Below are 25,392 nucleotides of genomic sequence, written 5' to 3' on the forward strand. Positions count from 1 at the left end.
AATAGCGGCCAATTGCGAAATTTAGGCTTGGAGGGAATCGCAGCCGATGAAGGGAATTCGCCAACTTGCCGAACACCTTGCTATTTCGATCGGCACGGTCTCTCGGGCCCTGAACGGCAGGCCGGATGTCAACGAGGAAACCCGCCGCCGAGTGCTGGCGGCGGCCGAGGCGCTCGGCTATGTCGCCAATCAGTCGGGGCGCAGCCTGAGGCAGGGAGAGACGAAGGTTATCGGCCTGATGATCGAATCCAGTGCGGAGGCGGTGGAAAATGCCGACAACTTCTTCCTCGGCGTCACCAGCGGCTTGCAGAGCGTCTTCGCCCGCCACAAGCTCGACCTCGTCATGCTGCCCTGCCCGAGCGACGAGGACCCGCACGAATACTTGAAGCGCATGGTGGCGCGGCGCATCGTCGATGCGATGATCATCTCGAACACGCAGCGCATCGACCGTCGCATCGATCTTCTTTCGCGGGCAAAGATTCCGTTCGTTACGGTCGGTCGCAGCCTTTCGGCGAACACCTTCCCCTGGATCGATCTCGATTTCGAAGGCGTAGCCGACCGCGCGGTCGAGCGGTTGGCCGCGCAGGGCCACCGCCGGATCGCAATTACCGCGCCGTCGAGCGAGGTCAATCTTGGTTATGTCTTTGTCGAGAGCTATCGCCGTGCGCTCGAGCGACACGGCATCGCCTTTGATCCGTCGCTCGTCATCCGCGTCAAATCGAGCGAACAGGGCGGTTATCAGGCGGCCCATGAACTGCTGCTGCTTGAGGACCGGCCGACGGCGGTGATCCTGATCTACGAGCTGATGGCGATCGGCCTCTACCGCCGCCTGATGGAATCGGGCGTCCTGCCCGGCCGCGACCTTGCGGTGATCGGCTTCCGCGATGCCCCGCGCGCCCGATTTCTGCAGCCCTCGCTCAGTTGCTTCCGCATGTCGCTCTACGATCTCGGCGTTGCGCTCGGCCAAATGCTGCTCGCCCGCATGCCGGCCTATCGAGAATTCTATTCCGATGCCGGTGGCAACATGATCTGGCCACTCGAACTGGTGGCAGGAGAAAGCGACGCGTTCCAGCTGACGGAGGCCTGAAGGTTGCCGGCTTCGGCCTCCCCTGCGGGCACGGCAGAGGATATTATGGCTGGGTGACAAAAAATGTCTCGCGAAGCCCGATCATTCGAATTTAATCTCTATGCCAACCGGTATTTCGGGCCGAATATGGTTGCCGGTTTCGATCGATTAGGAGGGGTCATGACGGTATCATCCATCTCGCGGCGCACGCTGATGAAGGGCGCTGCTCTGCTGCTTGCCTCGACGGCGCTCGCCCGCCAGACGCTGGCGCAGACCGCGCCGAGCGGCGGGAGACTGGTCGTTGCGGCCGATTCCGAGCCCAAGAACCTCAACCCCGCCATCGTGGCTTCGAACGGTGTCTTTTTCATCGCCAGCAAGGTGATCGAACCGCTGGCCGAAGCCTCGTTCGACGGCAAGGACGGGCTTGCGCCGCGGCTTGCCACCTCCTGGGAAGGCTCGGCCGACGGCCTTTCCGTCACCTTCAAGCTGCGCGACGGCGTCACCTGGCATGACGGCAAGCCGTTCACTTCGGTCGATGTTGCCTTCTCCGCCCTCAACATCTGGAAGCCGCTGCAGAATCTCGGGCGCCTGGTCTTCGCCAATCTCGAAGCCGTCGATACGCCCGACGACTACACCGCCATCTTCCGCTTCTCCAAGCCGACGCCGTTCCAGCTCATTCGCAATGCCCTGCCCGTCGTCACCAGCGTCGTCGCCAAACATATCTTCGAAGGCAGCGATATCGCCGCCAATCCGGCCAACAACAAGCTCATCGGCACCGGCCCGTTCAAGTTTGCCGAACACAAGCCCGGCGAATACTACCGGCTGACGCGTAATGAGGATTATTGGGACAAGGATCAGCCGAAACTGGACGAGATCGTCTTCCGCGTGCTGCCCGACCGCGCCTCGGCGGGTGCGGCGCTCGAGGCCGAGGAAATCCAGCTCGCCGCCTTCTCGGCCGTGCCGCTGGCCGATCTCGACCGCATCTCCAAGGTCGATGGCATCAAGGTGATCTCGAAAGGTTACGAGGCCTTGACCTATCAGCTCGTCGTCGAGATCAATCACCGCCGCAAGGAGCTCGCCGACCTCAGGGTCCGCCAGGCGATCGCGCACGCGATCGACAAGAAATTCGTGGTCGACACGATCTTCCTCGGTTATGCCGCCGACTCCACCGGTCCGGTGCCGAAGAATGCGCCGGAATTCTATACATCCGATGTCGCGACCTATGATTTCAATCCGGCGGCCGCCAACGATATTCTCGACAAGGCGGGGTATGCCAAGGGAGCGGACGGCAACCGCTTTAAGCTGAAGCTCCGTCCCGCGCCCTATTTCAACGAGACCCGCCAGTTCGGCGATTACCTTCGCCAGGCGCTTGCCGCGATCGGCATCGATGCCGAGATCGTCAATGCCGATGCGGCCGCGCACCAGAAGGCGGTTTACACCGACCATGATTTCGACCTCGCCGTCGCCCCGCCGGTCTTCCGCGGCGATCCGGCGATCTCCACCACCATTCTCGTTCAGTCCGGCACGCCTGACGGCGTTCCCTTCTCCAACCAGGGCGGCTATGCCAATCCCGAGCTCGACAAGATCATCAAGCAGGCCTCCGAAACCGTCGACACAGCGGCGCGCACCGATCTCTACCGCAAGTTCCAGCAGCTCGTCGTCGCCGACCTGCCGCTGATCAACGTTGCGGAATGGGGCTTCATCACCGTCGCCCGCGACACCATCCTCAACGTCGCGGACAATCCCCGCTGGGCCGTCTCGAACTGGGGCGATACCGCGCTGCAATCGTGATAGAGCAATTCCAGCAAAAGTGTGCCGCGGTTTTGCGTTCGGAATTGCGTAAAAACAAAGATAGATCGGCGGTAATTCTCTTCCGGAGGCCTTAGCCGGCGTGAAACGCGCAATCCTCCTCCTGCGGCGTAGGGCGATCAGCAGCCTTCCAGTGCTGCTGATCGTGGTGATCTTCACCTTTTTCCTGCTCGAATCCGCCTCGGGCGACGCCGTCGACGCCTATCTGGGCGCGATTGGCGGCGGCGATGCGGCACTCAGGCAGGCGCTGCGCGAGAGCTACGGCCTCGACCGGTCCGTGCTGGCACGGCTCTGGCTCTATCTTTCCTCGCTGGCGCGGCTCGATCTCGGCTGGTCGGTCGCCTTCGACCGGCCGGTCGGCGCGCTCATCGCCGAACGCCTGCCCAATACGCTGCTGTTGATGGGCAGCGCGACGGCGCTTTCTTTCGGCCTTGGTTCCGCGCTCGGCATTCTCGCCGGGGCGCGGCCGGGAAGCTTGCGCGACCGGCTGCTGTCGATCGGCTCGCTGATCGTCTATGCCATTCCGAGCTTCTGGCTCGGCCTGGTCCTCAGCATTGCCTTTTCGGTGAAGCTGCGCTGGTTTCCGATCGCCGGTATCGAGACGATCGCTTCGGGCAAGACCGGGTTTTCCCGTGCTCTCGACATATCAGAGCATCTGGTCCTGCCGGTCGGCGCACTGGCCCTGATCTATCTCGCCTTGTTCCTGCGGGTGATGCGGGCCGGCATGGCTGAGGCCTGGAAATTGGATTTCGTCCTTTTCGCCCGCGCCAAGGGCCTGTCGCGCAGCCGCATCGTGCTGCGCCATGTGGCGCGCAATGCGCTGCTGCCGCTCGTCACCATGCTTGGGCTGCAATCGGCGGCCATGCTCGGCGGCAGCGTGGTCATCGAGAGCGTCTTTGCGATCCCCGGTTTTGGGCGCCTAGCACAGGAGGCGGTCAACGGCCGCGACGCGCCGCTGTTGATGGGCATCGTCGTCATCAGTGCCGTTCTCGTCATATCGGTCAATTTCCTCGTCGATCTTATCTATGCCGCGCTCGACCCGCGCATCGGCGCTTCGGAGGGTGACGCATGAGCCGTCTTCAGCGTCTGCTCGGCACGTGGGAAGGCATGGCCGGATTTGCGATCCTGGTCATCTTGCTTCTGTTCGGGCTGCTTGCCCCCGTCATTTCGCCCGGCGATCCGCTGAGGATCGCCGGGCGGGCGCTGCTTGCGCCCTTCACAGACCCCGCCTTTCCATTTGGCACGGATCGCCTTGGACGTGATGTGCTCGCCGGCCTGCTCTATGGCGCGCGAACCTCGCTTGCCGTCGGCCTCGCGGCAGCCTTTTCGGCCATGGTCTTCGGCGTCTGCGTCGGCATGGCGGCCGGATTTTCCGGTGGGTTCGTCGACGAGGCGTTGATGCGCGTGGTCGACGCCTTCCAGATCGTGCCGAGCTTCCTGCTTGCCCTTGCCTTCGTCAGCACCATCGGGGTGTCGACCCCGATCGTCGTGCTTGCCATCGCGCTTGGCGCCTGGGCCGATCCGGCGCGGCTGACGCGAGCCCAGGTGCTGGCCATTCGCGAGCAGGATTACGTCGCCTCGGCAAGGGTGATCGGCATGCATCCCGCGGAAATCGCCTTTCGCGAGATCCTGCCGAACGCGCTGCCGCCGGTGCTGGCGCTTTCCGCGACCATCGTCGCCGGCGCGATTCTCACCGAGGCGGCGCTTTCATTTCTCGGCCTCGGCAATCCGAATATCGCCACCTGGGGCTCGATGATCGCCGAAGGCCGCAGCGTGCTGCGCTCGGCCGCCTATCTCTCCGTCCTGCCGGGCGCCGCACTAGGCGTGACCGTGCTCGGTGTTCATCTCTTCAGCGAGGGTCTCGGCAAGGCGCTTGGCGATGACGGCGGGAGGGCGGCATGAGCGACATCTTCTGCAGCCTCCGGCAGCTTTCGGTCACCTATCGGCGCGGCAAAAACAATGCAGCTGCCGCGCTCGACCGTATCGATCTCGATATCGCCGCCGGCGAGAGGCTGGCGATCATCGGCGAAAGCGGCTCCGGCAAGAGCACGCTTGCCCGGGCGCTCGCCGGTCTGCTGCCTGGCGGAGCGAAGGTCACCGGCGAAATGCTCTGGCCTGCGCTCGGCCATCCGCCCCGCCCGGGCCGCGATTTCGGCTTCGTCTTCCAGGATCCCGGCACCAGCCTCAATCCCGTCCTGACGATCGGCGAGCAGATTGCCGAGGGCGCCAAGCGCCATCTCGGGCTCAGCTGGAAACAGGCCTCTATCCGAGCCGAGGAACTCCTTGGACGAGTGCGAATACCGCAGCCAGACAAGGCGCTGCGGGCCTTTCCGCATCAGCTTTCCGGCGGCCAGCGCCAGCGCGTGGCGATCGCGGCAGCGATCGCTGCCAAGCCCGCGCTGCTGATCGCCGACGAGGCGACGAGCGCTCTCGACGTCGTCGTCCAGGCCGAGATCGTCCGCCTGCTCGACGGGCTGGTGCGCGAGGACGGCATGACGCTGCTCTTCATCACCCACGACATCGCGCTCGCCTCCGGATTCGTCGACCGGATCGCCGTCTTCCGCGATGCGCGCCTCGTCGAGGCAGGCCCCGTGCGTTCGGTGCTTTCGGCGCCCGTGAGCAACTATACCGCCGCTCTCATTGCCAGCCATCGCGACCTGGCGACGCCACCCCTGGTCGAAGAGCTGGCGCCATGAATCCTCTGCTGTCCATAGAAAACATCTCGAAGGACTTTTCTTCCGCGGGCCGCCGGGTTGCCGCGCTCGACAATGTTTCGCTGACGATCGCAGCCGGGGAAACGCTCGGTCTGGTCGGCGCCTCCGGCAGCGGAAAATCGACGCTGTCGCGCATCCTGCTGCGGCTTCTCTCCTGTGATGCCGGTGCGATCCGTTTTGAGGGAGAGGATTGGCTGAGGCTGAGAGGTGCTGCCTTGCGCCGCAGGCGGGCGCGCATGCAGATGGTGTTCCAGGATCCGTTGGCGGCCTTCAACCCGCTGGCGACGGTCGGTTCGGTGCTTGACGACCCCTTGCGCATCCACGGCGTCGTGTCGAAAAACCGGCGTGCCGGCGAGATCGCCATGCTCCTCGAACGTGTCGGCCTGCCTGTCGACTATGCCCGCCGGCCGGTCCGCGCGCTCTCCGGCGGCCAGCGCCAGCGTGTGGCGATTGCCCGGGCGATCGCCACACGGCCGTCGCTGCTGGTGCTCGACGAGGCGGTCTCGGCGCTTGACGTCACCGTGCGCGGCAGGATCCTCGAACTTTTAGTCGAGCTGCAGAAGGAGCACGGCATTGCCTGTCTGTTCATTTCGCACGATCTTGCCGTAGTGCGCGCCGTTTCCCACCGCATCGCCGTCATGGACGGCGGCCGGATCGTCGAGACCGGTCCGGCCGCGGCGGTTGTCGCCGCACCGCAATCGGCTGCCGGCCGCGCGCTCGTGGCAGCCGTTCCTCGTCTTGTGACCGAACCGTTGTGAAGGAGGCGTCCATGTTCGATCTCGGTTGGAATCCCCTGCTCGGCGCGCCTTCGTACCCCGCGGAGCGCTACGCCATGCTCGCCGACAGGATCGGCCGCATTCTGCGCTGCCGGGGTGACGTCGTGCTGGTGCAGGCAGAGGCGGTGGTGGCGCTGGAAGCGGTGGCGGTCAGTCTCGCGCGTCCCGGTCTTTCAGCCCTCAACCTCGTCACCAGTCCCTATGGCGGCTGGTTCGGGCAGTGGCTGCGGCGAGGCGGCGCAACCGTTCGGAATGTCGTCGCCGATCCGGGCTTGCCGATCGAGATCGACGCTGTCGCCAAAGCGCTCGATGCCGGCCCCCATATCGATGTGCTCGCCGTGGTTCACGCAGAATCTGCGAGCGGCATCCTCAACCCGCTGCCGGAGATACTCGCGCTGGCGCACGCCCGCGGCATCGTCAGCGTCGTCGATGCGGTCGCCTCGGTTGGCGGGCATCGGCTCGAGGTCGACGATCTCGGCATCGACATTGCGGTGATCGGCCCGCAGAAGGCGCTCGGCGGTCCGGCGGGTGTCTCTGCGCTCTGCGTCAGTCAGCGTGCCTGGGATCTCGTTCTCAAGGGCGGCGCGGCACGCGACTCGATCCTGTCGCTGGCCGATCTGAAGGGCTGGATCGACGACGGCCGGCGCGTCTTGCCAGGAACGCCGGCGCCGCTGGAATTCTTTGGGCTGGAGGCCGCACTCGACCGCATCGAGGCCGAGGGCCTTGAAAATGTCGTCGCCCGCCATGCGCTGGCGGCATCGGCGACGCGGGCCGGGCTTGCCGCACTCGGCGCCCCGGCCTGGGTGCCGGCGGCAAAGGCGTCGAACCTGGTGACGGCGGTGCCTTTGCCGGAGGCACTGGAACCGGCTTCGCTGATCGCGGCCGCGGGGCGGCTGGGGGTCGAGCTGACGGAAGCCGTGGGAACGGCGCCCGCTCGACTCGTGCGGCTGAACCACACAGGCCCGCGCGCCGCATTCCAGACAGTGCTCTCGAATGTCGTGGGCTACGGCGCGGCCCTCAGGCAGACCGGCCATCCGGCGGATATATCGGCGGCTGCGGAGGCGATATCTGCGGCCTACAGCCGCTGAGGGCGCATCTGACCTTGATAATCACGGCTGGCCAAGGCAGGAGAGTGGCGTCGCGGAGATTGGTGCAGATGACGAGATTGCTGGATGGGCAGGGCCTGGAGATTTTGCACGAGGGGCATCGCACCCGCCTGAAATGGCATCGGCTGCGCAAACGGTTTGCCGATCCGCTGTTCTCAGCTGAAGTGATGGCTGAGGGATTTGCCGCAGGCGCATCGATGGAACTCGATCTGCGCGTGCGCGCCGACGGCGGTTTCGTGGTGCTGCACGATGAGAACCTCGAAGGGGAAACGACCGGTCATGGACCGATCGCCGAAAAGCGCCTCAGCGACCTCAGTAATGTCAGGATGCAGGGGGGCGACCGGCCGCTGATCCTCAGCGAGGATCTTGCCGCCATGCTGCAAGCGGCCCACCCGGCCGCACTGCTGCAATTCGACATGAAGGACGATTACGAGGCGGTCGGCGCGCAGGGCATCGCGCATCTTGCCGCGCATTTCCAGAAGATTTCCGCATCGGTGATCGTCAGCGCCGGCAGTCTCGATCTCATCGTCGCGGTCAAGGAGAAGCTTCCGCATCTCCTGCGCGGCATCGATCCCACGGACAAGCTTTACGGGATCAGGAAAGCCGGCGGCTGGAAGGCGGTCGAGATCGAATTGCGCGCCGACCTCCGCGGCCCGACCGAACCGGACACGGTCTATCTCCACTGGCCGCTGATCCTTGACGCCGCGAAGGATGGATTGGATATGATCGCGCTCTGCCAGGACGAAGGCAAACGCGTCGATGCCTGGACATTTACGCTCAAGGACGCGGAGGCCGGGTTCAGCGAAAAGGAATGGCCGAGCTTTTCGGCGCTGATGGCGCTGAAGCCGGACCAGATAACCACCGACGAGGCTCCGGCGACGGAACGCGCCTGGCGCCGACGCGTGGCCGGCTAACCGGTCCGGAAATGTGCAGCCGTTCCGGACGATGGCATGCCTTAAGCAACGAGCTTTTAGCCGGCGACTGACAGCCCCTCGTTCTCAAGGATGAAGGCGAATTCGCCGGCAAGCCCCGGCGCATGGGCGATAACCGGCCCGCCATCCGCAAGCAGCTTGTCGATCGGCGGCATCACCACGGTCGCGCCAGCCTCTTTGGCAATCAAGGCGCCGGCAAGCATATCCCAGGCATTGAGATGGCGTTCGTAATAGAGATCGACGGCACCCTCCGCTACACGAACCAGGTCGATGGCGGCCGCGCCCGTGCGGCGATAGTCCATGCCGCGCTCGTGCAGCCGTCTGGAGACTGCGAGATAGTCGTCGAAATTCGTTTTGCGGGAATGGCCGAGGATGACCAGCGCATTGGCTGGTTCGACGGTCGCGGCGGCATGAATGGCAAGCCCGTCCTTGAAGGCGCCATCGCCGCGCACGGCATGGAAGACCTTGTCCTCGGCGCCGTCGTAAACCACGCCGATCTCGATCATGCCGCCGGCGACGAAAGCGATCGAGACGCCCCAATGCCGGAAGCCCCTGATGTAGTTGGTCGTGCCGTCGATCGGATCGACGACCCAGGTGCCGGCCGCGCCCGATCGGCCGCCGCTCTCCTCCCCCATGAACGTATCATCGGGAAAGCGCGAGATGAGCCCGTCGCGGATCGCCTGTTCTGCCTTCCTATCGGCGACAGTGACGAAATCCTGCAATCCCTTGTTTTCGACGGCGAGCGTGCCGGGATTGACGTCGCGCCGAAACCGGGCCGCTTCCCGTCCGGTCTCGAGGGCGACGGCGATCGCGACCTCCGCCCGTGCCCGAATGGCGGCGCTATCGAATGCGGAACTCATCAGGCGGTCCTTCTTCTTATCAGTGTCACCGGCGTAAACTCGACGCGCGCCGTCAGGTCCGGCTCGGCTATCCGGCTCATCAGCAGGTCGACGGTCTGTTCAGCCTGGACATCGCAAGGCTGGCGGATGGTCGTTAGCTCATAGGCGGTCCAGCTCGCCTGTGGAATATCGTCGTGGCCGATGATGGAGAGCGGCGGCGCGTCGTCTCGACCGCGGCCCTGCATGATGCGGTCGAGGACACCGCAGGCCATGTGGTCGTTGGCGCAGAACAAGCCGTCAATGCCGGATGCGGCAAGTTCGCCGGCCGCATCATATCCGCTCCGGTAATCGTTGATCCTGATCTGTAGAAACTGCGGCTCGGCGCCGAGTTGCCTGCAGCGGTCAATGAAGGCCTCGCTGCGCCGCCGCGCCGTGTAGGATATGGCGGGAGCGGCCATCACGGCGGGCTTTCGCACGCCGCTTTCGATCAAGTAGGTGGCGGCGAGATGGCCAGCCATGCGGTCGTCCGAGATGATGCGATCGACGAAGGGAATGTCGTTGCCCTTGTTGATCAGCACGATCGGGACCCCCTCGGCCGCACATTGCTCGCAGATCGCTGTCGGCGGTGCGTCCGAGGTGACGATGACGCCGGACACAGCGTAATGCAGCAGCTGGCCGATAACAGTCGATGTATCCGCCTCCTGCGAGGTCGGCAGCAGGATCGGGCGGAAATTGCGGGCAAGCAGCACCCTCGCCAGATGCTCGATCTGCATTGTGCGGAACGGATTGTCGAGGCCGGCGGCGACGACGCCGACGAGATCGGACCGTTTGTTGGTGAGGCTTCGCGCAAGATAATTCACCCGATAGCCGAGCTCCTTGGCGGCCTGATAGACCTTTTCGCGGGTCTTCGGCGAGACGCTGGCATCCGGCGTGAAGGCACGTGAGACGGCCGCGCGTGAGACGCCGGCCACCCGCGCCACATCGAAGGAGGTTACCTTGCGCGGTCCCTTATCCCTGTCTGGCAACTGCTTTTTCCCTCTCTGCCGACGGCCGCATCAGATCGGGCAGATCCGTGCAGATGCCGAGAACCGGAAGCTTCATGATATCCTCGAGAACGGCCGGCCGCTCCTCGTGCCAGAGCACGATCTCGCGGCCCGCCTCGAAGGCGCGGCGCGTCAGCGCGTCGCTCACCAGCTCCTGCGGCCGCTCGCCTGCCCTCTCCCAGCAGAGATGCAGGATATCGGCGCCGGCCTCATCCCCCAGGGCATGCGGATCATGGCCGACACGGATCAGCACCGAAAGCGGGAAATCGCAGCCCGCGTCCCTGAGTTCACGCACCTGTGCCGTATCGAAGGAGCCGAGGCAGGCAAAACGCTGGTTCATCTCGGCAAGATGGCGCCAGCAGCGCAGGCCCGTCCCGGGCGCCTTGAGCTCGACGTAGAGACCCGCGCCGGTCTCGCGGCCGAGTGCGGCGACCTCCGCAAAACTCGGCACGTCGACGCCGTCAAGAGCGGCGAGCTCGGAGGCCGTCATTTCGGAAATACGGCGGTCGACGCCGAAGACGCGCTCGAGATGGTCGTCATGCGAGACGACAACCACGCCGTCGCGGGTCAACTGCGTATCGAGCTCCCACATCTCGGCGCCGAGTTCGGCAGCGCGGCGGAAGGCGGCGAGCGTGTTCTCGCGTTCATGGCCGCTGGCGCCGCGATGGCCGATGCAGAAGGGAAGCCGGCCCTTGGCCGCCGGCCAGCCGTATCGCTCGAAAAATGCCTGGAAATCGCGGGTCATCAGAGCCTCCTGCCGTTTTCGTCGAAGACGAACACACCGCGGCTGTCGATCGCCCACCGGACATCGTCGCCGACATGGATATCGTTGCGCACCGGCTGGATCGAACGCAGCAGCGGCCCGCCGGCAAGATGAACGTCATAGAGGTTCTCGCGGCCCTGCGTTTCGGCGAAGGTGACCTTGCCGGAAACGGGCGTGTCGCCTGCCGGGGTGAAGTGCTCCGGCCGGACTCCGAGCATCAGCTTGGTGCCCTCGGCGGCGCCGACGCTATCGGGCAGCGGCACGCGGATCTCGCTTTCCGGGATCCTAAAGGCGCCCTTGTCGACGACCCCGCGCAGGAAAGTGATCGGCGGATTGCCGAGGAAGCCGGCGACGAAGGCGGTCTTCGGATCATTGTACATTTCGGCCGGCGTGGCGATCTGGACGATCTCGCCTTCCTTCATGATGGCGATGCGGTCGCACATGCTCATCGCCTCTACCTGGTCATGGGTGACGAGAATGGCGGTGATGCCGGTCTCGCGCTGCAGGCGACGAATTTCCGAGCGCATTTCCAGACGCAGTTTGGCGTCGAGATTGGCGAGCGGTTCGTCGAGCAGCAGCACATCCGGCTTGCGGATCAACGCGCGGGCCAGCGCCACGCGCTGCTGCTGGCCGCCGGAAAGCTGCGCCGGTCGGCGTTCCATGAGATTATCGATATGGACAAGCCCGGAAATACGATTGACCTCCTTGCGGATGTCGGCAGCGTCGACGCCCTTCACCTTGAGGGGAAAACTGATATTTTCGGCAACCGTCATGTGCGGATAGAGCGCATAGGACTGGAAGACGACGCCGACATTGCGGGCCTGGCTCGGCAGGTCGGTGACGTCGCGGTCGCCGAAGAGGATGCGCCCGCTGGTCGGCCGGTGAATGCCGCAGACCGCAAAAAGCGTTGTCGATTTGCCGCAGCCGGAAGGCCCGAGCAGCGCCAGCATCTCGCCGTCGCGGACTTCGAGCTGCATGTTCTCGATGACCTTGGTGGAGCCGAAGCTCTTTGAGAAATTGTCGAGGAGGATGCGCATCAGCCTTTGCTCCCGCCGCCGTAGATGTTCATGAGATATTTGTTGAAGAGCGCGTAAGCGATCAGCACCGGAATAAGGTAGAAGAGCCCGACCGCCTTGAACATATTGAAATCGTAATTGTTGTCGTCGGCGAGGAAGCCCGCAAGATAGACCGACAACACCTGCACATCATTGCCCGGCGCCAGCACCTGCGGCAGGATGAATTCGCCCCAGCCGGCGAGGAAGGAGAACAGGCCAAGCGCCATGATGCCGGGCTTGACCTGCGGCAGCACGAGGCTGCGCCAGACCCGGAAGCGCGAGGCGCCGTCGACGACGCCGGCCATTTCGATTTCCCAGGGCACGGTGTCGTAGAAGCCTTTCATCAGCCAGATGCCGAGCGGCAGGTCGATCGCCGCCTTCACCAGAATGACGCCGATCAGCGAATTGTAGAGACCGATCATCTGCAGCACGATGAAGATAGCGATGATCAGCGTGACCGACGGAAAAGCATGCAGCACCATGACGCCGGCGAGGAAGAAGCCGCGTGCCGGCACGTTGAGCCGCGACAGCACATAGCCGGCCATCGACGAGACGATCAGCACGAGGCTGGTGGTGCAGGCCGAAAACAGCAGCGTATTCACCGTCACCTGCCAGATATTCGCCTTGCCCGGCGTCGTCTGCCACAGGAAACGCCAGTGATTAAGCGTCAGGCCGGAGGGCAGCAGCGCATCCGGCTGCTTCACCGTCACGGTGTCGAGGAAGAGATAGACATACATCAGCAGCAGCGGCAGGCTGACGACGGTGAGCGCCGTTAAAACGGGCCAGCTGCGATAATTTGCCGAGGGCTGCGATTGTTCGGCCATGGTCAGTCCTCGATCAGGGGCTTGGCGACAAGCGTGCCGTAGTTGAAGACGCGCAGATAAAGGAGCGACAGCATCACGCCGATGACCACGAGCACCAGCGCCATGGCCGCGCCCAGCCCGTATTCGAGATTGCCCGCATAATTCCTGAGCGCGGTGTGATAGGCGGAGAGCGCCCAGACCTCGGTCGTATTGCCCGGTCCGCCATTTGTGGCGAGGAGGATTTCATTGAAGGAGGCGAGCAGCGACAGCGTCTGGTAGCAGGTAACGAAGAGGATCGGCCAGCGCATCTGCGGCAGGATGATGTAGCGGATCTGCTGCCAGCGCGAGGCGCCGTCGACCTCGCTGGCATAAAACTGGCTCTTCGGAATGGCCCTCATTGCCGAGGAGAACACCAGCATGCCCATCGAGGCGCCGATGAAGCCGTTGATCAGCACGACGAAGAACCAGGCATTATAAGCGTTGTCGAGCAGGTAGTTCTTAGGCGGATAGCCGAACTTGCCCATCAGGATCGAAATGAAACCGGTATCCCAGGCGAGCCATTTCCACAGCATGACATAGATGACGACGGGGGTGATGCGCGGCAGGAGCCAGATGCCGCGAAAGATCGAGGCCGGCGTCGGCGGCATATAATGCGTCCAGATGGCGAGCAGCAGCGCATAGCCGACATTGAAGAGCGTCAGCACCAGCGCGACGTAGAGCGCGGTGTTGAAGAGCACACGCGCCATATCAGGCGAGTTGGCGATGCGGGAGAAATTGTCTGATGTCCAGGTCCAGCCGGTATAGGTGGCCTCGGCCACCGTTTCCTTCTGTTCCTGCGTCAGCTTGAGACCGAGGGTGTCCAGCGCCGAAAACAGCTGTTCCTTGCTGTCGAAGCGGGTGTTGACGACGGAGCGGTTGAACTGTTCGGAGATCTGTTTGACCGCGCGCGTCGAAGGCCGGTCCGCGAGATCCTTGATCATACGCTCGGCTTCGCGGCGCGTCGGGAAGACCTCGCCGGCATGTTTGGCGCGCAGCTCCGCGGCGATACCAGGCGCAAGGCCGAGACCCTCGACGGCCTTGAGGCCCGCCTCGTCGATCGCGTAGCGCGGTTCGGCCATCTCGGCGGCAATGTCGGGCATGGCCGACTTCAGTGCGATCAGGGAATTGGGTGCGATCTGATAGACGCCGCCGGAAATGCCGGTTGCGGTCGTCATATTGGTCATCGAGAAGACCGCCGTCAGAACCACCGGCATCAGGAAGAACAGGACGATCATGATCGCCGCAGGCGCGATCATCACCAGTCCGAGCCTTCTGGACGATTTCATGGAAGCCTCCTCGCGGGACGGACCGGGCAGCGGGGTCGCCGCTGCCCGGAAGAGTGCTTCGACTTTAGCGGATGACGATCTTGTCGCCGAGCGTGCTCTTCAGCTCGCTCTCGGCATCGCCGATGGCGGCGTCGACGGTCTTGGCGCCGGTCCAGGATGCCTCGAGGTTCTTCCACATGATGTTCCAATATTTGCCGAAATCGGAATTGTTCGGCATCGCATTGGCATGCGGCAGCAGGCGCTCGGTGGCTTCGCGAGCCCAGCGGTCGTCCGCATAGAAGTCCACTTCGGCTTCGGCTTTGGAGATGCCGAGATGGGCCGATTTGATCGCATGCAGCGCGTTGATGCGCGGTTCGGAGGCGATCGTGATCAGCTGAGCGGCGATCTGCGTATCTTCATCGCTGTGTCCTGCGGTCAGCATATAGACGAGCGGATGCGTCAGCGTGTTGGCCTTGCCGCCCTCGCCGGCCGGGATCAGCGTGAAGACGATGTTGTCGAAGAAATCCTTCAGGCCTTCCTGGTTGACGAGGCGGGCATAATGCCAGGTGCCGGCGTCCCAGATGCCGGCCTTGCCGGTGGCGACTTCCTTCCACCACTGATCGCCCGGCATGCCGATATGGTTCTTCTTGGTGACGCCCGTTTTCACGGCATCGGAGATGAACTGATAGGTGCGGGTCATGGCCGCCTTGTCGAAAACGAGCTTGCCGTTTTCTTCCATCGTGCCGCCGAAGCTCGTGTAGAACTGCCAGTAGTCAGGGCCGTTGCTGGGGCGCGGATAGAAGCCGTAGCCGGGCTGGACGAGACCCTTGTCCTGCATCTTCTTGGCGTCTTCGAGCAGGTTCTTCATGGTGTACTTGCCGTCCTGAACGTTCTGCGGCAGTGCATCGAGATCGGCGTCGCTATAGCCGATCGCCTTCATGTAAGGCTTCCAGAAGAACATCGGGCGGGATTCGGCATCCTGCGGAATGCCGTATACGGTGCCGTTGTACGAGGCGATCTGCATCAGGTTTTCGTAGATGCCGTTGAGCGGCCAGGCGTCGAGATCAACGTGATCCTCGATCGGAACGATAAGGCCGGCCTGCGACCAGGGGGCGATGTCTTCATGACCGCTGGCGACGATGTTCGGGGCGGTCTTGGCTTCCGCGGCAAGCGTCAGCGCTTGCTTGAAATCGTCCCAGCCGGAATAGGCCTTCTTCTCGATCGTGATCTTCAGCTCTTCACCCTTGAGCGCGGCTTCGCGCTGCAGCTGCTGGGCTGCGATCTCGATGGCGTCGAGGCGATAGGTGTCGTTCGGACCGGTGCCGCCGGCCCAGACGCTGATGGTAACGTCCTTGGCAAGCGCAAAGGCGGAGGTCGAGGCCAGGATGGCGGCCGCGATCGTAAAGGATTTCAACGTCGGCAAAATGGTCATTTTCTTCATCTCCCTGGAAGAGCAGTGTGAAGCCTCTTGACGGGCCAGCACTGTCGCTTGACGGCCGTTCCGAAACCCCACGAAAACGTGACATGTCCCGCTCTATGGGCTCAAAGTAACGGCCGAATGACAAAATTGAGCACGTGTGCAAAATTATTATGACAATGTCCGAAAGACTTGCAAGCGCGGGTTTCCGGCAGGCATCTTTTAGGCTTCAAATTGCGCTTATGCTGATCTAGCATTGCATCATGAGCCTTGAATCCGTCCGCGCCTTCCTCCGTGCGCATGCACCCGATATCGACATCATCGAAACCGCCGAGAGCTCCTCTACGGTGGCCCTTGCCGCCGAAGCCCATGGCGTCGAGCCCGCGCAGATTGCCAAGACGATCTGCCTGCGTGTCGGCGAGCAGATGATGCTGGTCGTCGCCGGTGGCACGGCGCGGCTCGACAATCGCAAGTTCAAGGATACGTTCGGAGCCAAGGGGCGCATGCTCGACGCCGAAGAGGTCGTGGCGCTCACCAGCCATCCGGTCGGCGGTGTTTGCCCGTTCGGCCTGCCTTCGCCGCTGCCCATTTACTGCGACGTTTCGCTGAAGCGCTTCGATGAAGTGGTGCCTGCGGCCGGCTCGACCAATTCGGCCGTGCGCATCGGCACCGGACGGCTGGCGGAGCTTACCGGCGCGAGCTGGGTCGATGTCTGCCAGTAAAGCGGCAAAAGAACTTCAAACCGGGGAAAGAGTCCCTATATTAGCTCTCGATATGCCGTGGAGCATGGACAGGAGATCAGGAATGCCGGGTACCGTTTCGCGTTTTGCCAAGTTTGCGGCGATTGCCGTACTGACGAGCGCTACCGTTTTTGCTTCGCTTGGTGATGCCGAGGCGCGCCGCGCCGGCGGTTCCGGTTTCGGCAGCCGCGGCACGCGTACATTCCAGGCTCCGCCCGTCACCCAAACCGCGCCGAACACTGCTGCGCCGATCGAACGGTCGATGACGCCGCGCACTACTGCGCCGGCTACGGCCCAGCAGCCGCTCGGCGCCCAGCGGCCCGGCTTCTTCAACGGCTTCGGGCGTTCGATGATCGGCGGCCTGATTGCCGGCGGCCTGCTCGGCATGCTGCTCGGCCACGGTTTCGGCGGCGGCTTCGGCTTCCTCGGCATGCTGCTGCAGATCGCCCTGATTGGCGGCGCCATCATGCTCGCCATGCGTTATTTCGCCAACCGCCGGCAGCCTTCCTATGGGGTTGGCGGCCAGAGCCAGTCCTACGGCCAGTCTTTCAATATGTCGCCGTCGAACAATTCATCCTTCCAGATCCCGGCGATCGGCTCGGGCGCTGGTTACGGTGGACAGGCGCGCGGCAATCGGCCGAAGGATGAGATCGGGCTGGCACAGGCCGACCTCGATCAGTTCGAAGAATTGCTGACGAGCGTGCAGACCGCCTATGGCGCCGAAGACTATGGCACGTTGCGCCGGCTGACGACACCGGAAGCGATGTCCTATCTCGCCGAGGAACTCGGCGAAAACGCCACCAACGGCGTGCGCAACCGCGTCTCCGACGTCAAGCTGCTGCAGGGTGATATCGCCGAGGCCTGGCGCGAAGACGGCCAGGAATATGCGACTCTCGCCATGCGTTACTCCTCGATCGATGCCATGGTCGAACGTGACAGCGGTCGTGTCGTTTCCGGGGATGACGGCCGACCGAGCGAAAGCACCGAGATTTGGACCTTCGTGCGCAGGCCCGGAGCGGACTGGAAGCTCGCTGCTATCCAGGGCACCGGCCAGCGCGCCGCTTAAAACAGCGCCTCTGTTTGTGCCACCCAAGCTGCCGGTCAGCTTGGGTGGCATTTTAGTTGACCGCGACCGGTTTGGAGCGCATGCGGGAGACCGTCTCGCGTTCCGCCCGTTTGCAGCGCATCGGCGGCAAGCCACGATCCATCAGGTCCATATCTTCCAGCACCATGTCGCCCATCTTCTTGAAGGCGCTGTCGAGGGCGCCGGCCCGGTGCGCCGAGCGGATGAAGCCTTTCAGGCCGCGCACCGGATGATCGGGCGGCAGCGGCTCCTCAGGATAGACATCGCTCGCCGCGACGATATGGCCTGACGAGACGGCCGCCATCAGCGCATCGAAATCGACGACATCGGCGCGGCTGAGCAGGATGAAGGCCGCGCCCTTGCGCATGCTGGCGAAGCCCTCGGCGCCAAGGTATCCCCTGTTCTCGCTGGTGACGGCTGCGACGACGAAGACGAAATCGCTCTTGGTCAGCACATCCTCCAGGCTTGCCGGTTCGACGCCGTTTTCCTCGAGGATCGAGCGGGGCTGCCAGGGATCGAAGACCCTGATGCGCGCCCTGAAGCCGGACAGCACGCGACGCAGCGCCTTGCCGAGATCGCCGAAGCCAACAATGCCGATCTCGGAGCCTGCGATCAGTCGCGCGCTCGCATTGCCCTCCCCTCCCCAGAGTTCGCTGCCGTGGCGAAAGTCGACATCGGCATCGACGATGCCGCGCGCCAAGGCCAGCGCGAAGCCGAGACCGATTTCGGCGACCGGTTCGGCGAAGACCTGGCCCGTCGTCACGACATGGATGCCGCGCTGGAAGAGCACGTCATAGGGCATGTTGTTCAGGAGATTGCTTTCGACGTTGAGGATCGCGCGCAGGACCGGCATTCTGGCCAACGTTTCCGCCGAAAGCGGCGGCTGGCCGATGATGTAGCGCGCTCTGCCGAGGATCTCGTCGCCAAGCCCGGCGATATTCTCCGGATCGGCTTCGACCACCTCGTATTTCGCATGCAATTCGGCGCGCGCCCGATCGCTGAAGATCAGATCGAGCGTGCGCGGTTCGGGCGCACTGATCGCCAGCGGCCGTTCGGCATTCGTCATGGGTGTGTCCTCCATCGCGGGCGGCTTGCATCGCCTCGCCTCTGAAGGGTTCATAGCCCCTGCCTGCAGCTGTTTCCAGTTCGCCAAAGAGGAATGCAGAGCGCGATCCGTAAAATCGGCGTCGCTCCTGAGCGACGGGCGCGGCGAGAAGCAATGGAAAGCGGCAATTGCCTATCAGATAAGCAGTTGAATTGACTTGTTATTTAATGACTTTTCCATTGACGCTGCGAATCCCTTGAATTAGCTTCAGGGGCGCGAGCCAGCCCTGGTCTTCGGCAGCCGCAGGATTTTCGAAAACGCGAGGGAATCGACAATGAAATCAGCACTGAAGAGCGGCCTGCTTGCCTTGGCTGCTGTAGCGCTTCCGGCAGTCGCTTCCGCCCATCCTGCCGTTGGCGAAGCCGCCGGGTTCAGCCATGGCTTTGCTCATCCGCTGTCCGGACTCGATCATGTCCTCGCCATGGTGATGGTCGGCGTTTTGGCTTTCCAGCTCGGCGGCCGTGCTCTCTGGCTGCTGCCGGCAACCTTCATCATGGTGATGGCGATTGGCGGGGCTCTCGGTGTTGCCGGCGTCAATGTTCCCTTTGTTGAAATCGGCATCGCGTTTTCCGTCATCGTTCTCGGCACCGTCGTTGCCCTCAATGTCAGGGCGCCGCTTGCCGCAGCGCTCGGCGTGGTCGGATTCTTCGCCATCTTTCATGGCCATGCGCATGGCGCCGAAATGCCGGAAGATGCGGCCGGCGCTGCCTATGCCGCTGGGTTCATGATTGCCACTGCACTGCTTCACGTCGCCGGCCTCTCCCTTGGTTACGTCATCAGCCGGGCCGGCGAACGGCAGGGCGTCTTCGTAACTCGCGCGGCCGGCGGTATTGCTACCATCGCGGGCGTCGGCATCCTGGCCGGCTTGATCTGAACCTGAAGGCATTGCAGCCGCCCCGGCGGCAAACGCGTCCAAAACATCACGGTGCAACGAGAACGCCCGGTTTGCGTGGCATAACCGGGCGTTTCTGCGTCATCGCGGCAAAGTGCGGCGGACTTGACCTAAATCAAATCCCCTCCTGTCGCGTCGGGCTATAGCTGACGCACGATCAACGAACGGACATCCAAATTGACGCAGGGCCGCCTTGCCGGTTGTCGGTGGGGTGCGAGAGTCAGTATAGTGATTTCAGAAATTTCTGAAATCACAGTTGGAACGGAAACCGCTATGAACCTTCCGCCTCTCGTCCAGTCCTTCGTTCTCCACTTCGGCGAAATGGGATCTCGCTGGGGAATCAACCGCACGGTCGGCCAGATCTATGCGCTGCTTTTCGTCTCGCCGGCGCCGCTCTGCGCCGAGGAGATTGCCGACTCGCTCGGCATCTCGCGCTCCAATGTTTCGATGAGCCTGCGCGAACTTCAGGCATGGAACCTCGTCCTGCTCAAACACAAGCCGGACGACCGCCGCGATTTCTTCACGACGCCCGATGATGTCTGGCTGATTTTGCGGACGCTTGCCGAGGAACGAAAGAAGCGGGAAGTCGATCCGACGCTGTCGGTTCTGCGCGAGATCCTGATGCAGCGCCCTGCCAGCGAGGCCGAACGGCACGCGCAGCAGCGCATGAGCGAAATGCACACGCTGATCGAGCAGCTGACCCATTGGTACGAGGACGTTAAACAGCTTGAAACCGAAAGGCTCGCGACGCTCCTCTCGCTGGGCGCGAAAGTGACGAAGCTTCTGGAGGCCAAGGACCGGGTGGTTTCGCTCGGCCGCAGCCGCCGGCCGAATCCTGCGAACAAGAGTTAGCGCCATGGGCACTGCTTTTTTCGACGCGAAGGACAGGAGGGAGACTGAGCCGGCACTGGACGGCGATACCGTCTCGCCCCTCACCGGTCCGAATAATGCGAAAAGCGGCCTGCGCCGAGCGGCGATGCTGCAGGCACTCGCCGCCGCGATCTGGATTCCGCAGGCCGGGTTACTGGCCGTCTCGGTCGGCCGCATCGCCGATGGCGGCGGATTGCAGGCCGTTGTCTGGCCGGCCCTCGGCATTCTTCTTCTCGGACTGGCAAGAGGCTGTCTCGACACGGCCGGCGGCCGCCTGGCCTTTCATATCGCGCGCGCCGAGCTCAGCCGCAGGCGGCGGACCGCCGTTGCGGCGCTCTCCACGTCGTCGCCGATCGATCGAGGCCGACCGGGCTCCGGCAAAGCCGCAAGTGTGCTGGGCGAGCAGGCTGAACTCATCGTGCCCTATCTCGCCCGTTTCCAGCCGGCGCGAGTGAAGGCGAGCCTTGTGCCGCTCGTCATCCTTGCCGTCATCCTTCCGGTCTCCTGGATTGCCGCGCTGGTGCTGCTGTTTGCCGCGCCGCTGATCCCAATCTTCATGGCGCTGATCGGCTGGCGTGCCCAGGCGGCCAGCGGAAAACAGCTTGTTGCCACCGGCGGCCTCAACAGCTTCCTGCTCGATCGGCTGCGCGGACTGGCGACGATCCGTGCGCTCGAGGCGGTGGATGCCACCGCGCTCAGGCTGCGCCGCGAGGCGGAGTCGCTGCGTGCGCGCACCATGGCGGTGCTGAAGATCGCATTCCTCTCCTCGGCCGTACTCGAACTTTTCGCAGCACTCGGCGTGGCGATGATTGCCGTCTATGTCGGTTTCAGCCTGCTCGGCGAGATCCGCTTCGGCACCTGGGCAGGCCGGCTCGACCTGATCGAGGGATTGTTCATCCTACTGCTGGCGCCGGCCTTCTTCGAGCCGCTGCGCGAGCTTTCGGCCGTCTGGCACGACCGGGCCGCCGGCGAAGCGGCGCTGAAAGCGCTGGACGCCCTGGCTGCCGGTGGTATGTCCATTCGAGGACCGGTCGGAGCCGCGGCAGCGCCTTCTCCCGAAGCGCCGGACATCCGCCTTGAGAATGTCGATTTCCGCTACGCCGCCGATGAGCCGCTGGTCCTCTGCGGCTTCGACCTCGATATTGCCGCCGGTGAACATCTGGCGCTTCTCGGCGCCAGCGGTTCCGGTAAATCGACGCTTCTTTCACTGATGGCGGGGCTGGCGCCCTGCACCGGTGGTCGCATCGTCATCGGCGGCGTCGAGCTTGCGGACGACACCGCCACGCTCTTGCGCGGCGGCATGGCGTGGATCGGCCAGAAGCCGCATATTTTTGCGGGCACCATTACAGGCAACATCACGCTCGGCAGGCCCGGCATCCCACGCGGCGATGTGACGGGTGCGCTTGATGCGGCGAGACTGGAAAAAGTAGCCGCCGCCTATGGCGGCCGACGGCTCGGCGAAGGCGGCACCGGGCTTTCCGGCGGCGAGGCGCTGCGGCTGGCGATCGCCCGCGCCGCTTGCAATCCGCATCTGAGGATCATCCTGGCCGACGAGCCGACCGCGCATCTCGATGCCGCCACCGCCGCCCAAGTGACCGAAAGCCTGCTTTCGCTTTCCAAGGGGCGCACCTTGATTGTTGCCACCCACGATCCGCTGCTGGCCGCGCGCCTGCATCGCACCGTGCGCATGGACGCCGAGTTTATTGTGAGGGAGGCCGCGGAGTGAGCACATTCACTGCAGATATCAAGCCGATCCTGCGTCTGTTCTTTGCCGAGCGCCGGCGTGCGCTGCTGCTCGGCGCTGCACTTGCGGCCGCGACGGTCACGGCGGGCATCGCCCTGCTCGGCCTGTCCGGCTGGTTCATCACCGCCACGTCGCTTGCCGGCCTTTCGGCCGCTGCCGCCGTCACCTTCGACGTCTTCGCACCGTCAGCCGGCATCCGCCTGCTCGCCATCATCAGGACGGCGGCACGGTATGGTGAAAGGCTGGCGACCCATGACGCGACGCTCGGCGTGCTGGCCGCTCTTCGCGAAAGACTGTTTCGCGGCTTCGCCGAACCGGGTGTCGCACGCACGCTCCTGCATCGTCCGGCAAGGCTGCTCTTCCGGCTGACAGCCGATATCGATGCGCTCGACTCTCTGTATCTGAGGATCCTTGTGCCGGCCGCGGTGGCGATCGGCGCTGGCCTTGCGGCGAGCCTCGTGCTGGCGCTCATGCATCCGCTGTTCGGCCTGTTATTCGGCGTCTTTCTCGCCGGCACCGGTCTTGGCCTGCCCTTGATCGCTGCTCGGGCGGCGCGCAAACATGCCCGCAGGCGCGCCCATGGCATCGAGGCACTGCGGTCGCGGACGATCGATCTCGTCGCCGGTCAGACCGACCTGTTGATGGCCGGCCGACTTGCCGCGCAGAGGAGCGCGATCGCTGCCGCCGACCACTATGCCGGCCTCGCCGACGACTGGCTGAACCGGGTCGAAACCGGCCTGACATTCGGCTTCGGCCTCGTCTCCACCCTGCTATTGACGGCATCGCTGCTTGCCGTCGCCGCCCTCGCGGAAACCAACGCGATTACCACGCCGGTTGCAGCCCTCGGCTTGCTCGTCGCCTTTGCGGCCGCCGAACCCTTTACAGCTCTGCGCCGTGGTGCTCTGGAACTTGGCCGAACCCTGCTTGCGGCAAAGCGCGTCGCGCCGCGGCTTGCCGCCGCCGCAACGCCAGAACCTATGGGGCTGCCGCTGCCGGGATTTGCTTTTTCGCTGGCCGCTGTGTCCGCATTCCATGAAAATTCCGCCGTGCCGGCACTCCAGGTCAGCGAACTCACACTTCAGCAGGGCGAACGCCTCGCGATGATCGGCAGCAGCGGCGCCGGCAAGTCGAGCCTCCTTGCTCTGCTTTCCGGTGAACTGCCGACAAGAACGGGAAGCGTTGCGGCAGCAACGGCGACCCTGTTGACGCAGCGGACAGAACTCTTCGAGGACAGTTTGCGGGGCAATCTCACCCTTGCCGACCCGGATGCCAGCGAGGCCCGTCTTCGGGAGGTGCTTGCTGCCGCCGGGCTGCTTGCCGATATCGAGGCCATGCCGCGGGGGATCGATACGCGGCTCGGCGAAGGCGGCCTCGGCCTTTCGGGCGGCCAGTCGCGCCGGCTGGCGCTTGCCCGGCTCTTCCTGCGCGACACGCCGCTATGGCTGCTCGACGAACCCACAGAGGGTCTCGACGGCGCCACCGCCCGCGACGTGCTCTGTCGCCTATCGGCAATGGCGGCGGGCCGCTCGCTGGTGATCGCCACCCATATCCGCCGCGAGGCTGCGATCGCAGACCGTATCGCCGTCATCGAAGGTGGCCGCATTTCAGAAGTTTCACGCCGTGGGGAGGCGGCGTTCGAAAAGGCGCTCGATCGGCTTCGGCCGGACTGAGCACGACCGCATGCCCGCAGCGCCAGCCGGCGCTGAGGAACGCTCCGTACCCCGTGGGACCGTGGGAGAAAGACAATGGAACTAGATATCGTCGCGCTATCGCGCTTCCAATTTGCGCTGACGGCGCTTTACCACTTCCTGTTCGTGCCGCTGACGCTCGGCCTGTCCGTGCTCCTGGCGATCATGGAAACCGTCTATGTCATGACCGGCCGCCAGATCTGGCGGCAGATGACGAAATTCTGGGGCACGCTGTTCGGCATTAATTTCGTGCTCGGCGTCGCCACCGGCATCGTCATGGAATTCCAGTTCGGCATGAACTGGAGCTATTACAGCTATTATGTCGGCGATATCTTCGGCGCGCCGCTGGCGATCGAAGGCCTGATGGCCTTCTTCCTCGAGGCGACCTTCGTCGGCCTGTTCTTCTTCGGCTGGGACAAGCTGTCGAAGGTCGGCCATCTCGTCGCCACCTGGGCAGTGGCGCTCGGTTCGAATTTCTCGGCGCTCTGGATCCTCATTGCCAACGGCTGGATGCAGAATCCGGTGGGATCGGCGCTCAATCCGCAGACGATGCGCATGGAGATCACCAGCTTCTTCGATGTGGTCTTCAATCCGGTCGCCCAGGCGAAATTCGTTCATACGGTGTCGGCGGGTTATGTCTGCGCCTCGATCTTCGTGCTCGGCGTCTCGGCCTGGTATGTGCTGAAGGGCCGGAATATCGAGCTTGCCAAGCGCTCGATGACGGTCGCCGCCTCCTTCGGCCTCGCCTCGGCTCTTTCGGTCGTCGTGCTCGGTGACGAGAGCGGTTATCTCGCGACCGAAAACCAGAAGATGAAGCTCGCCGCTATCGAAGGCATGTGGAAGACGGAGCCGGCGCCGGCTGCCTTCACCGCCTTCGGTTTCCCCGATCAGGAAGCGCGCGAGACGCATTTCGCCGTGCATATCCCCTGGGTCATGGGACTGATCGGCACACGGTCGCTAACGACCGAAATCCCCGGCATCGACAAGCTCGAACAGCAGGCCGAGGTGCGAATCCGCGACGGCATCAAGGCTTACGACGCGCTGATGCAGATCCGTGCGGCGCCGGCGCAGGACCAGGTCGCGCAGGAAGTGCGCAGCTCCTTCGAGGATCTCGGCCATGATCTCGGCTACGCGCTTCTTCTGAAGCGCTACGTCGACGATCCGCGGCAAGCGACCGACGCGCAGATCGTGCAGGCTGCGCGTGACACGATCCCGCATGTGCCAACGCTCTTCTGGTCCTTCCGCATCATGGTCGGCCTCGGCATGTTCTTCATCCTCTTGACCGCCACTTTCTTCTGGCTGTCGGCCCGGCGCCATCTCGAAAAATATCCGCTGCTGCTGAAGATTGCCGTGCTGGCAATCCCCCTGCCCTGGGTCGCCATCGAGCTCGGCTGGGTCGTCGCCGAATTCGGCCGCCAGCCCTGGGTGATCGAAGGCGTGCTGCCGACGGCGGCCGCCGTCTCCAGCCTCGGTGCCGGCACCGTGCTGCTGACGATCATCGGTTTTGCCGCGCTCTACACGGTGCTAATCGTCATCGAAATGAGCCTGATGATCAAGGCGATTAGACAGGGGCCGGAGCCGGATGACGACCCGGAAGCTGTCCTGATTTCCGAAACCCTCGTCCCGGCCGCGGAGTGACCTG

Annotated in this window: 23 protein-coding genes; 15 read left to right on the forward strand and 8 right to left on the reverse strand. The window is 63.9% G+C overall.

The genetic code is table 11. From position 1 onward, the window contains the following. The first annotated feature begins 46 nt into the window (after positions 1-46). From N2597_RS24530 to N2597_RS24565, 8 genes are all read left to right on the forward strand, one after another. On the forward strand, positions 47-1,087 hold the full coding sequence (locus N2597_RS24530; protein WP_183595908.1) for a LacI family DNA-binding transcriptional regulator: 1,041 nt from the start codon (positions 47-49) through the stop codon (positions 1,085-1,087). A 159-nt stretch (positions 1,088-1,246) separates the two neighbouring features. Beyond that, a complete protein-coding gene (locus tag N2597_RS24535) occupies positions 1,247-2,857 on the forward strand; it encodes an ABC transporter substrate-binding protein (RefSeq protein WP_183595910.1) in 1,611 nt (536 codons plus the stop codon). A 100-nt stretch (positions 2,858-2,957) separates the two neighbouring features. Then, entirely contained in the window at positions 2,958-3,947 is a 990-nt protein-coding gene (locus tag N2597_RS24540) for an ABC transporter permease (protein WP_096763230.1), read from the forward strand. Next, positions 3,944-4,777: an ABC transporter permease gene (locus N2597_RS24545; RefSeq protein ID WP_183595912.1), complete on the forward strand. Its 834-nt coding sequence runs from the start codon at positions 3,944-3,946 to the stop codon at positions 4,775-4,777. Before N2597_RS24540 ends, N2597_RS24545 begins: the two co-directional genes overlap by 4 nt. Further along, positions 4,774-5,571: an ABC transporter ATP-binding protein gene (locus N2597_RS24550; RefSeq protein ID WP_183595914.1), complete on the forward strand. Its 798-nt coding sequence runs from the start codon at positions 4,774-4,776 to the stop codon at positions 5,569-5,571. Before N2597_RS24545 ends, N2597_RS24550 begins: the two co-directional genes overlap by 4 nt. Next, complete coding sequence (locus tag N2597_RS24555) at positions 5,568-6,347, forward strand: ABC transporter ATP-binding protein (RefSeq protein WP_183595916.1); 780 nt, start codon at positions 5,568-5,570, stop codon at positions 6,345-6,347. The genes N2597_RS24550 and N2597_RS24555 overlap by 4 nt, the downstream gene beginning before the upstream one ends. An 11-nt stretch (positions 6,348-6,358) precedes the next feature. After that, a complete protein-coding gene (locus tag N2597_RS24560; protein WP_183595918.1) occupies positions 6,359-7,453 on the forward strand; it encodes an aminotransferase class V-fold PLP-dependent enzyme in 1,095 nt (364 codons plus the stop codon). Between the two features lie 68 nt (positions 7,454-7,521). Next, a complete protein-coding gene (locus N2597_RS24565) occupies positions 7,522-8,385 on the forward strand; it encodes a glycerophosphodiester phosphodiesterase (RefSeq protein WP_183595920.1) in 864 nt (287 codons plus the stop codon). Between the two features lie 56 nt (positions 8,386-8,441). Here N2597_RS24565 and N2597_RS24570 read toward each other — a convergent pair whose 3' ends face one another. The 7 genes from N2597_RS24570 to N2597_RS24600 all read right to left on the reverse strand — a co-directional run bounded on the left by N2597_RS24570 (position 8,442) and on the right by N2597_RS24600 (position 15,642). Next, complete coding sequence (locus N2597_RS24570; protein WP_183595922.1) at positions 8,442-9,263, reverse strand: inositol monophosphatase family protein; 822 nt, start codon at positions 9,261-9,263, stop codon at positions 8,442-8,444. Beyond that, a complete protein-coding gene (locus N2597_RS24575) occupies positions 9,263-10,267 on the reverse strand; it encodes a LacI family DNA-binding transcriptional regulator (RefSeq protein WP_040112958.1) in 1,005 nt (334 codons plus the stop codon). The genes N2597_RS24570 and N2597_RS24575 overlap by 1 nt, the downstream gene beginning before the upstream one ends. Continuing rightward, on the reverse strand, positions 10,251-11,030 hold the full coding sequence (locus tag N2597_RS24580) for a glycerophosphodiester phosphodiesterase (protein WP_183595924.1): 780 nt from the start codon (positions 11,028-11,030) through the stop codon (positions 10,251-10,253). Before N2597_RS24580 ends, N2597_RS24575 begins: the two co-directional genes overlap by 17 nt. Next, entirely contained in the window at positions 11,030-12,085 is a 1,056-nt protein-coding gene (locus N2597_RS24585; RefSeq protein WP_106796886.1) for an ABC transporter ATP-binding protein, read from the reverse strand. Before N2597_RS24585 ends, N2597_RS24580 begins: the two co-directional genes overlap by 1 nt. Further along, positions 12,085-12,927 carry a carbohydrate ABC transporter permease gene (locus N2597_RS24590; RefSeq protein ID WP_183595926.1) on the reverse strand — a complete coding sequence of 281 codons (843 nt, stop codon included), beginning with the start codon at positions 12,925-12,927 and terminating at the stop codon, positions 12,085-12,087. The genes N2597_RS24585 and N2597_RS24590 overlap by 1 nt, the downstream gene beginning before the upstream one ends. 2 nt (positions 12,928-12,929) lie before the next feature. Beyond that, positions 12,930-14,231, reverse strand: coding sequence for a carbohydrate ABC transporter permease (locus tag N2597_RS24595; RefSeq protein ID WP_183595928.1), 1,302 nt, complete (start codon positions 14,229-14,231; stop codon positions 12,930-12,932). A gap of 64 nt (positions 14,232-14,295) precedes the next feature. Then, positions 14,296-15,642 carry an extracellular solute-binding protein gene (locus N2597_RS24600; RefSeq protein ID WP_183595930.1) on the reverse strand — a complete coding sequence of 449 codons (1,347 nt, stop codon included), beginning with the start codon at positions 15,640-15,642 and terminating at the stop codon, positions 14,296-14,298. Between the two features lie 248 nt (positions 15,643-15,890). Between N2597_RS24600 and N2597_RS24605 the strand changes: the two genes are divergently transcribed. Continuing rightward, positions 15,891-16,349 (forward strand): YbaK/EbsC family protein, encoded by a 459-nt coding sequence (locus tag N2597_RS24605; RefSeq protein ID WP_183595932.1) that lies wholly within the window; start codon positions 15,891-15,893, stop codon positions 16,347-16,349. Positions 16,350-16,431: 82 nt separating this feature from the next. Continuing rightward, positions 16,432-17,433 (forward strand): Tim44 domain-containing protein, encoded by a 1,002-nt coding sequence (locus N2597_RS24610; RefSeq protein WP_183595934.1) that lies wholly within the window; start codon positions 16,432-16,434, stop codon positions 17,431-17,433. Positions 17,434-17,485: 52 nt separating this feature from the next. Here the strand turns inward: N2597_RS24610 and N2597_RS24615 are convergent, their stop codons facing one another. Then, entirely contained in the window at positions 17,486-18,517 is a 1,032-nt protein-coding gene (locus N2597_RS24615; protein WP_183595936.1) for a hydroxyacid dehydrogenase, read from the reverse strand. A 313-nt stretch (positions 18,518-18,830) separates the two neighbouring features. Here N2597_RS24615 and N2597_RS24620 point away from each other — a divergent pair, with 313 nt between their 5' ends. The 5 genes from N2597_RS24620 to N2597_RS24640 all read left to right on the forward strand — a co-directional run bounded on the left by N2597_RS24620 (position 18,831) and on the right by N2597_RS24640 (position 25,388). Then, positions 18,831-19,430 (forward strand): HupE/UreJ family protein, encoded by a 600-nt coding sequence (locus N2597_RS24620; protein WP_106796888.1) that lies wholly within the window; start codon positions 18,831-18,833, stop codon positions 19,428-19,430. A gap of 291 nt (positions 19,431-19,721) precedes the next feature. Then, positions 19,722-20,300 (forward strand): GbsR/MarR family transcriptional regulator, encoded by a 579-nt coding sequence (locus N2597_RS24625; RefSeq protein ID WP_009994603.1) that lies wholly within the window; start codon positions 19,722-19,724, stop codon positions 20,298-20,300. A gap of 4 nt (positions 20,301-20,304) precedes the next feature. Continuing rightward, positions 20,305-22,044, forward strand: a complete 1,740-nt coding sequence (gene cydD, locus N2597_RS24630; RefSeq protein WP_183595938.1) for a thiol reductant ABC exporter subunit CydD — start codon at positions 20,305-20,307, stop codon at positions 22,042-22,044. Beyond that, positions 22,041-23,732 carry an amino acid ABC transporter ATP-binding/permease protein gene (locus N2597_RS24635; protein WP_183595940.1) on the forward strand — a complete coding sequence of 564 codons (1,692 nt, stop codon included), beginning with the start codon at positions 22,041-22,043 and terminating at the stop codon, positions 23,730-23,732. The genes cydD and N2597_RS24635 overlap by 4 nt, the downstream gene beginning before the upstream one ends. Before the next feature lie 75 nt (positions 23,733-23,807). After that, a complete protein-coding gene (locus N2597_RS24640; protein WP_183595942.1) occupies positions 23,808-25,388 on the forward strand; it encodes a cytochrome ubiquinol oxidase subunit I in 1,581 nt (526 codons plus the stop codon). Positions 25,389-25,392 lie beyond the last annotated feature (4 nt).

This window comes from Rhizobium sophoriradicis, assembly GCF_025200795.1.
Classification (GTDB): Bacteria; Pseudomonadota; Alphaproteobacteria; order Rhizobiales; family Rhizobiaceae; genus Rhizobium; species Rhizobium sophoriradicis.

Excerpts from the sequence above, each read along its gene's own strand:
- N2597_RS24530 (WP_183595908.1), top strand. The coding sequence starts at position 47 with ATGAAGGGAATTCGCCAACTTGCCGAACACCTTGCTATTTCGATCGGC.
- N2597_RS24535 (WP_183595910.1), top strand. The coding sequence starts at position 1,247 with ATGACGGTATCATCCATCTCGCGGCGCACGCTGATGAAGGGCGCTGCT.
- N2597_RS24545 (WP_183595912.1), top strand. The coding sequence starts at position 3,944 with ATGAGCCGTCTTCAGCGTCTGCTCGGCACGTGGGAAGGCATGGCCGGA.
- N2597_RS24550 (WP_183595914.1), top strand. The coding sequence starts at position 4,774 with ATGAGCGACATCTTCTGCAGCCTCCGGCAGCTTTCGGTCACCTATCGG.
- N2597_RS24555 (WP_183595916.1), top strand. The coding sequence starts at position 5,568 with ATGAATCCTCTGCTGTCCATAGAAAACATCTCGAAGGACTTTTCTTCC.
- N2597_RS24560 (WP_183595918.1), top strand. The coding sequence starts at position 6,359 with ATGTTCGATCTCGGTTGGAATCCCCTGCTCGGCGCGCCTTCGTACCCC.
- N2597_RS24565 (WP_183595920.1), top strand. The coding sequence starts at position 7,522 with ATGACGAGATTGCTGGATGGGCAGGGCCTGGAGATTTTGCACGAGGGG.
- N2597_RS24570 (WP_183595922.1), bottom strand. The coding sequence starts at position 9,263 with ATGAGTTCCGCATTCGATAGCGCCGCCATTCGGGCACGGGCGGAGGTC.
- N2597_RS24580 (WP_183595924.1), bottom strand. The coding sequence starts at position 11,030 with ATGACCCGCGATTTCCAGGCATTTTTCGAGCGATACGGCTGGCCGGCG.
- N2597_RS24585 (WP_106796886.1), bottom strand. The coding sequence starts at position 12,085 with ATGCGCATCCTCCTCGACAATTTCTCAAAGAGCTTCGGCTCCACCAAG.
- N2597_RS24590 (WP_183595926.1), bottom strand. The coding sequence starts at position 12,927 with ATGGCCGAACAATCGCAGCCCTCGGCAAATTATCGCAGCTGGCCCGTT.
- N2597_RS24595 (WP_183595928.1), bottom strand. The coding sequence starts at position 14,231 with ATGAAATCGTCCAGAAGGCTCGGACTGGTGATGATCGCGCCTGCGGCG.
- N2597_RS24600 (WP_183595930.1), bottom strand. The coding sequence starts at position 15,642 with ATGACCATTTTGCCGACGTTGAAATCCTTTACGATCGCGGCCGCCATC.
- N2597_RS24605 (WP_183595932.1), top strand. The coding sequence starts at position 15,891 with ATGAGCCTTGAATCCGTCCGCGCCTTCCTCCGTGCGCATGCACCCGAT.
- N2597_RS24610 (WP_183595934.1), top strand. The coding sequence starts at position 16,432 with ATGCCGGGTACCGTTTCGCGTTTTGCCAAGTTTGCGGCGATTGCCGTA.
- N2597_RS24615 (WP_183595936.1), bottom strand. The coding sequence starts at position 18,517 with ATGACGAATGCCGAACGGCCGCTGGCGATCAGTGCGCCCGAACCGCGC.
- N2597_RS24620 (WP_106796888.1), top strand. The coding sequence starts at position 18,831 with ATGAAATCAGCACTGAAGAGCGGCCTGCTTGCCTTGGCTGCTGTAGCG.
- N2597_RS24625 (WP_009994603.1), top strand. The coding sequence starts at position 19,722 with ATGAACCTTCCGCCTCTCGTCCAGTCCTTCGTTCTCCACTTCGGCGAA.
- cydD (WP_183595938.1), top strand. The coding sequence starts at position 20,305 with ATGGGCACTGCTTTTTTCGACGCGAAGGACAGGAGGGAGACTGAGCCG.
- N2597_RS24640 (WP_183595942.1), top strand. The coding sequence starts at position 23,808 with ATGGAACTAGATATCGTCGCGCTATCGCGCTTCCAATTTGCGCTGACG.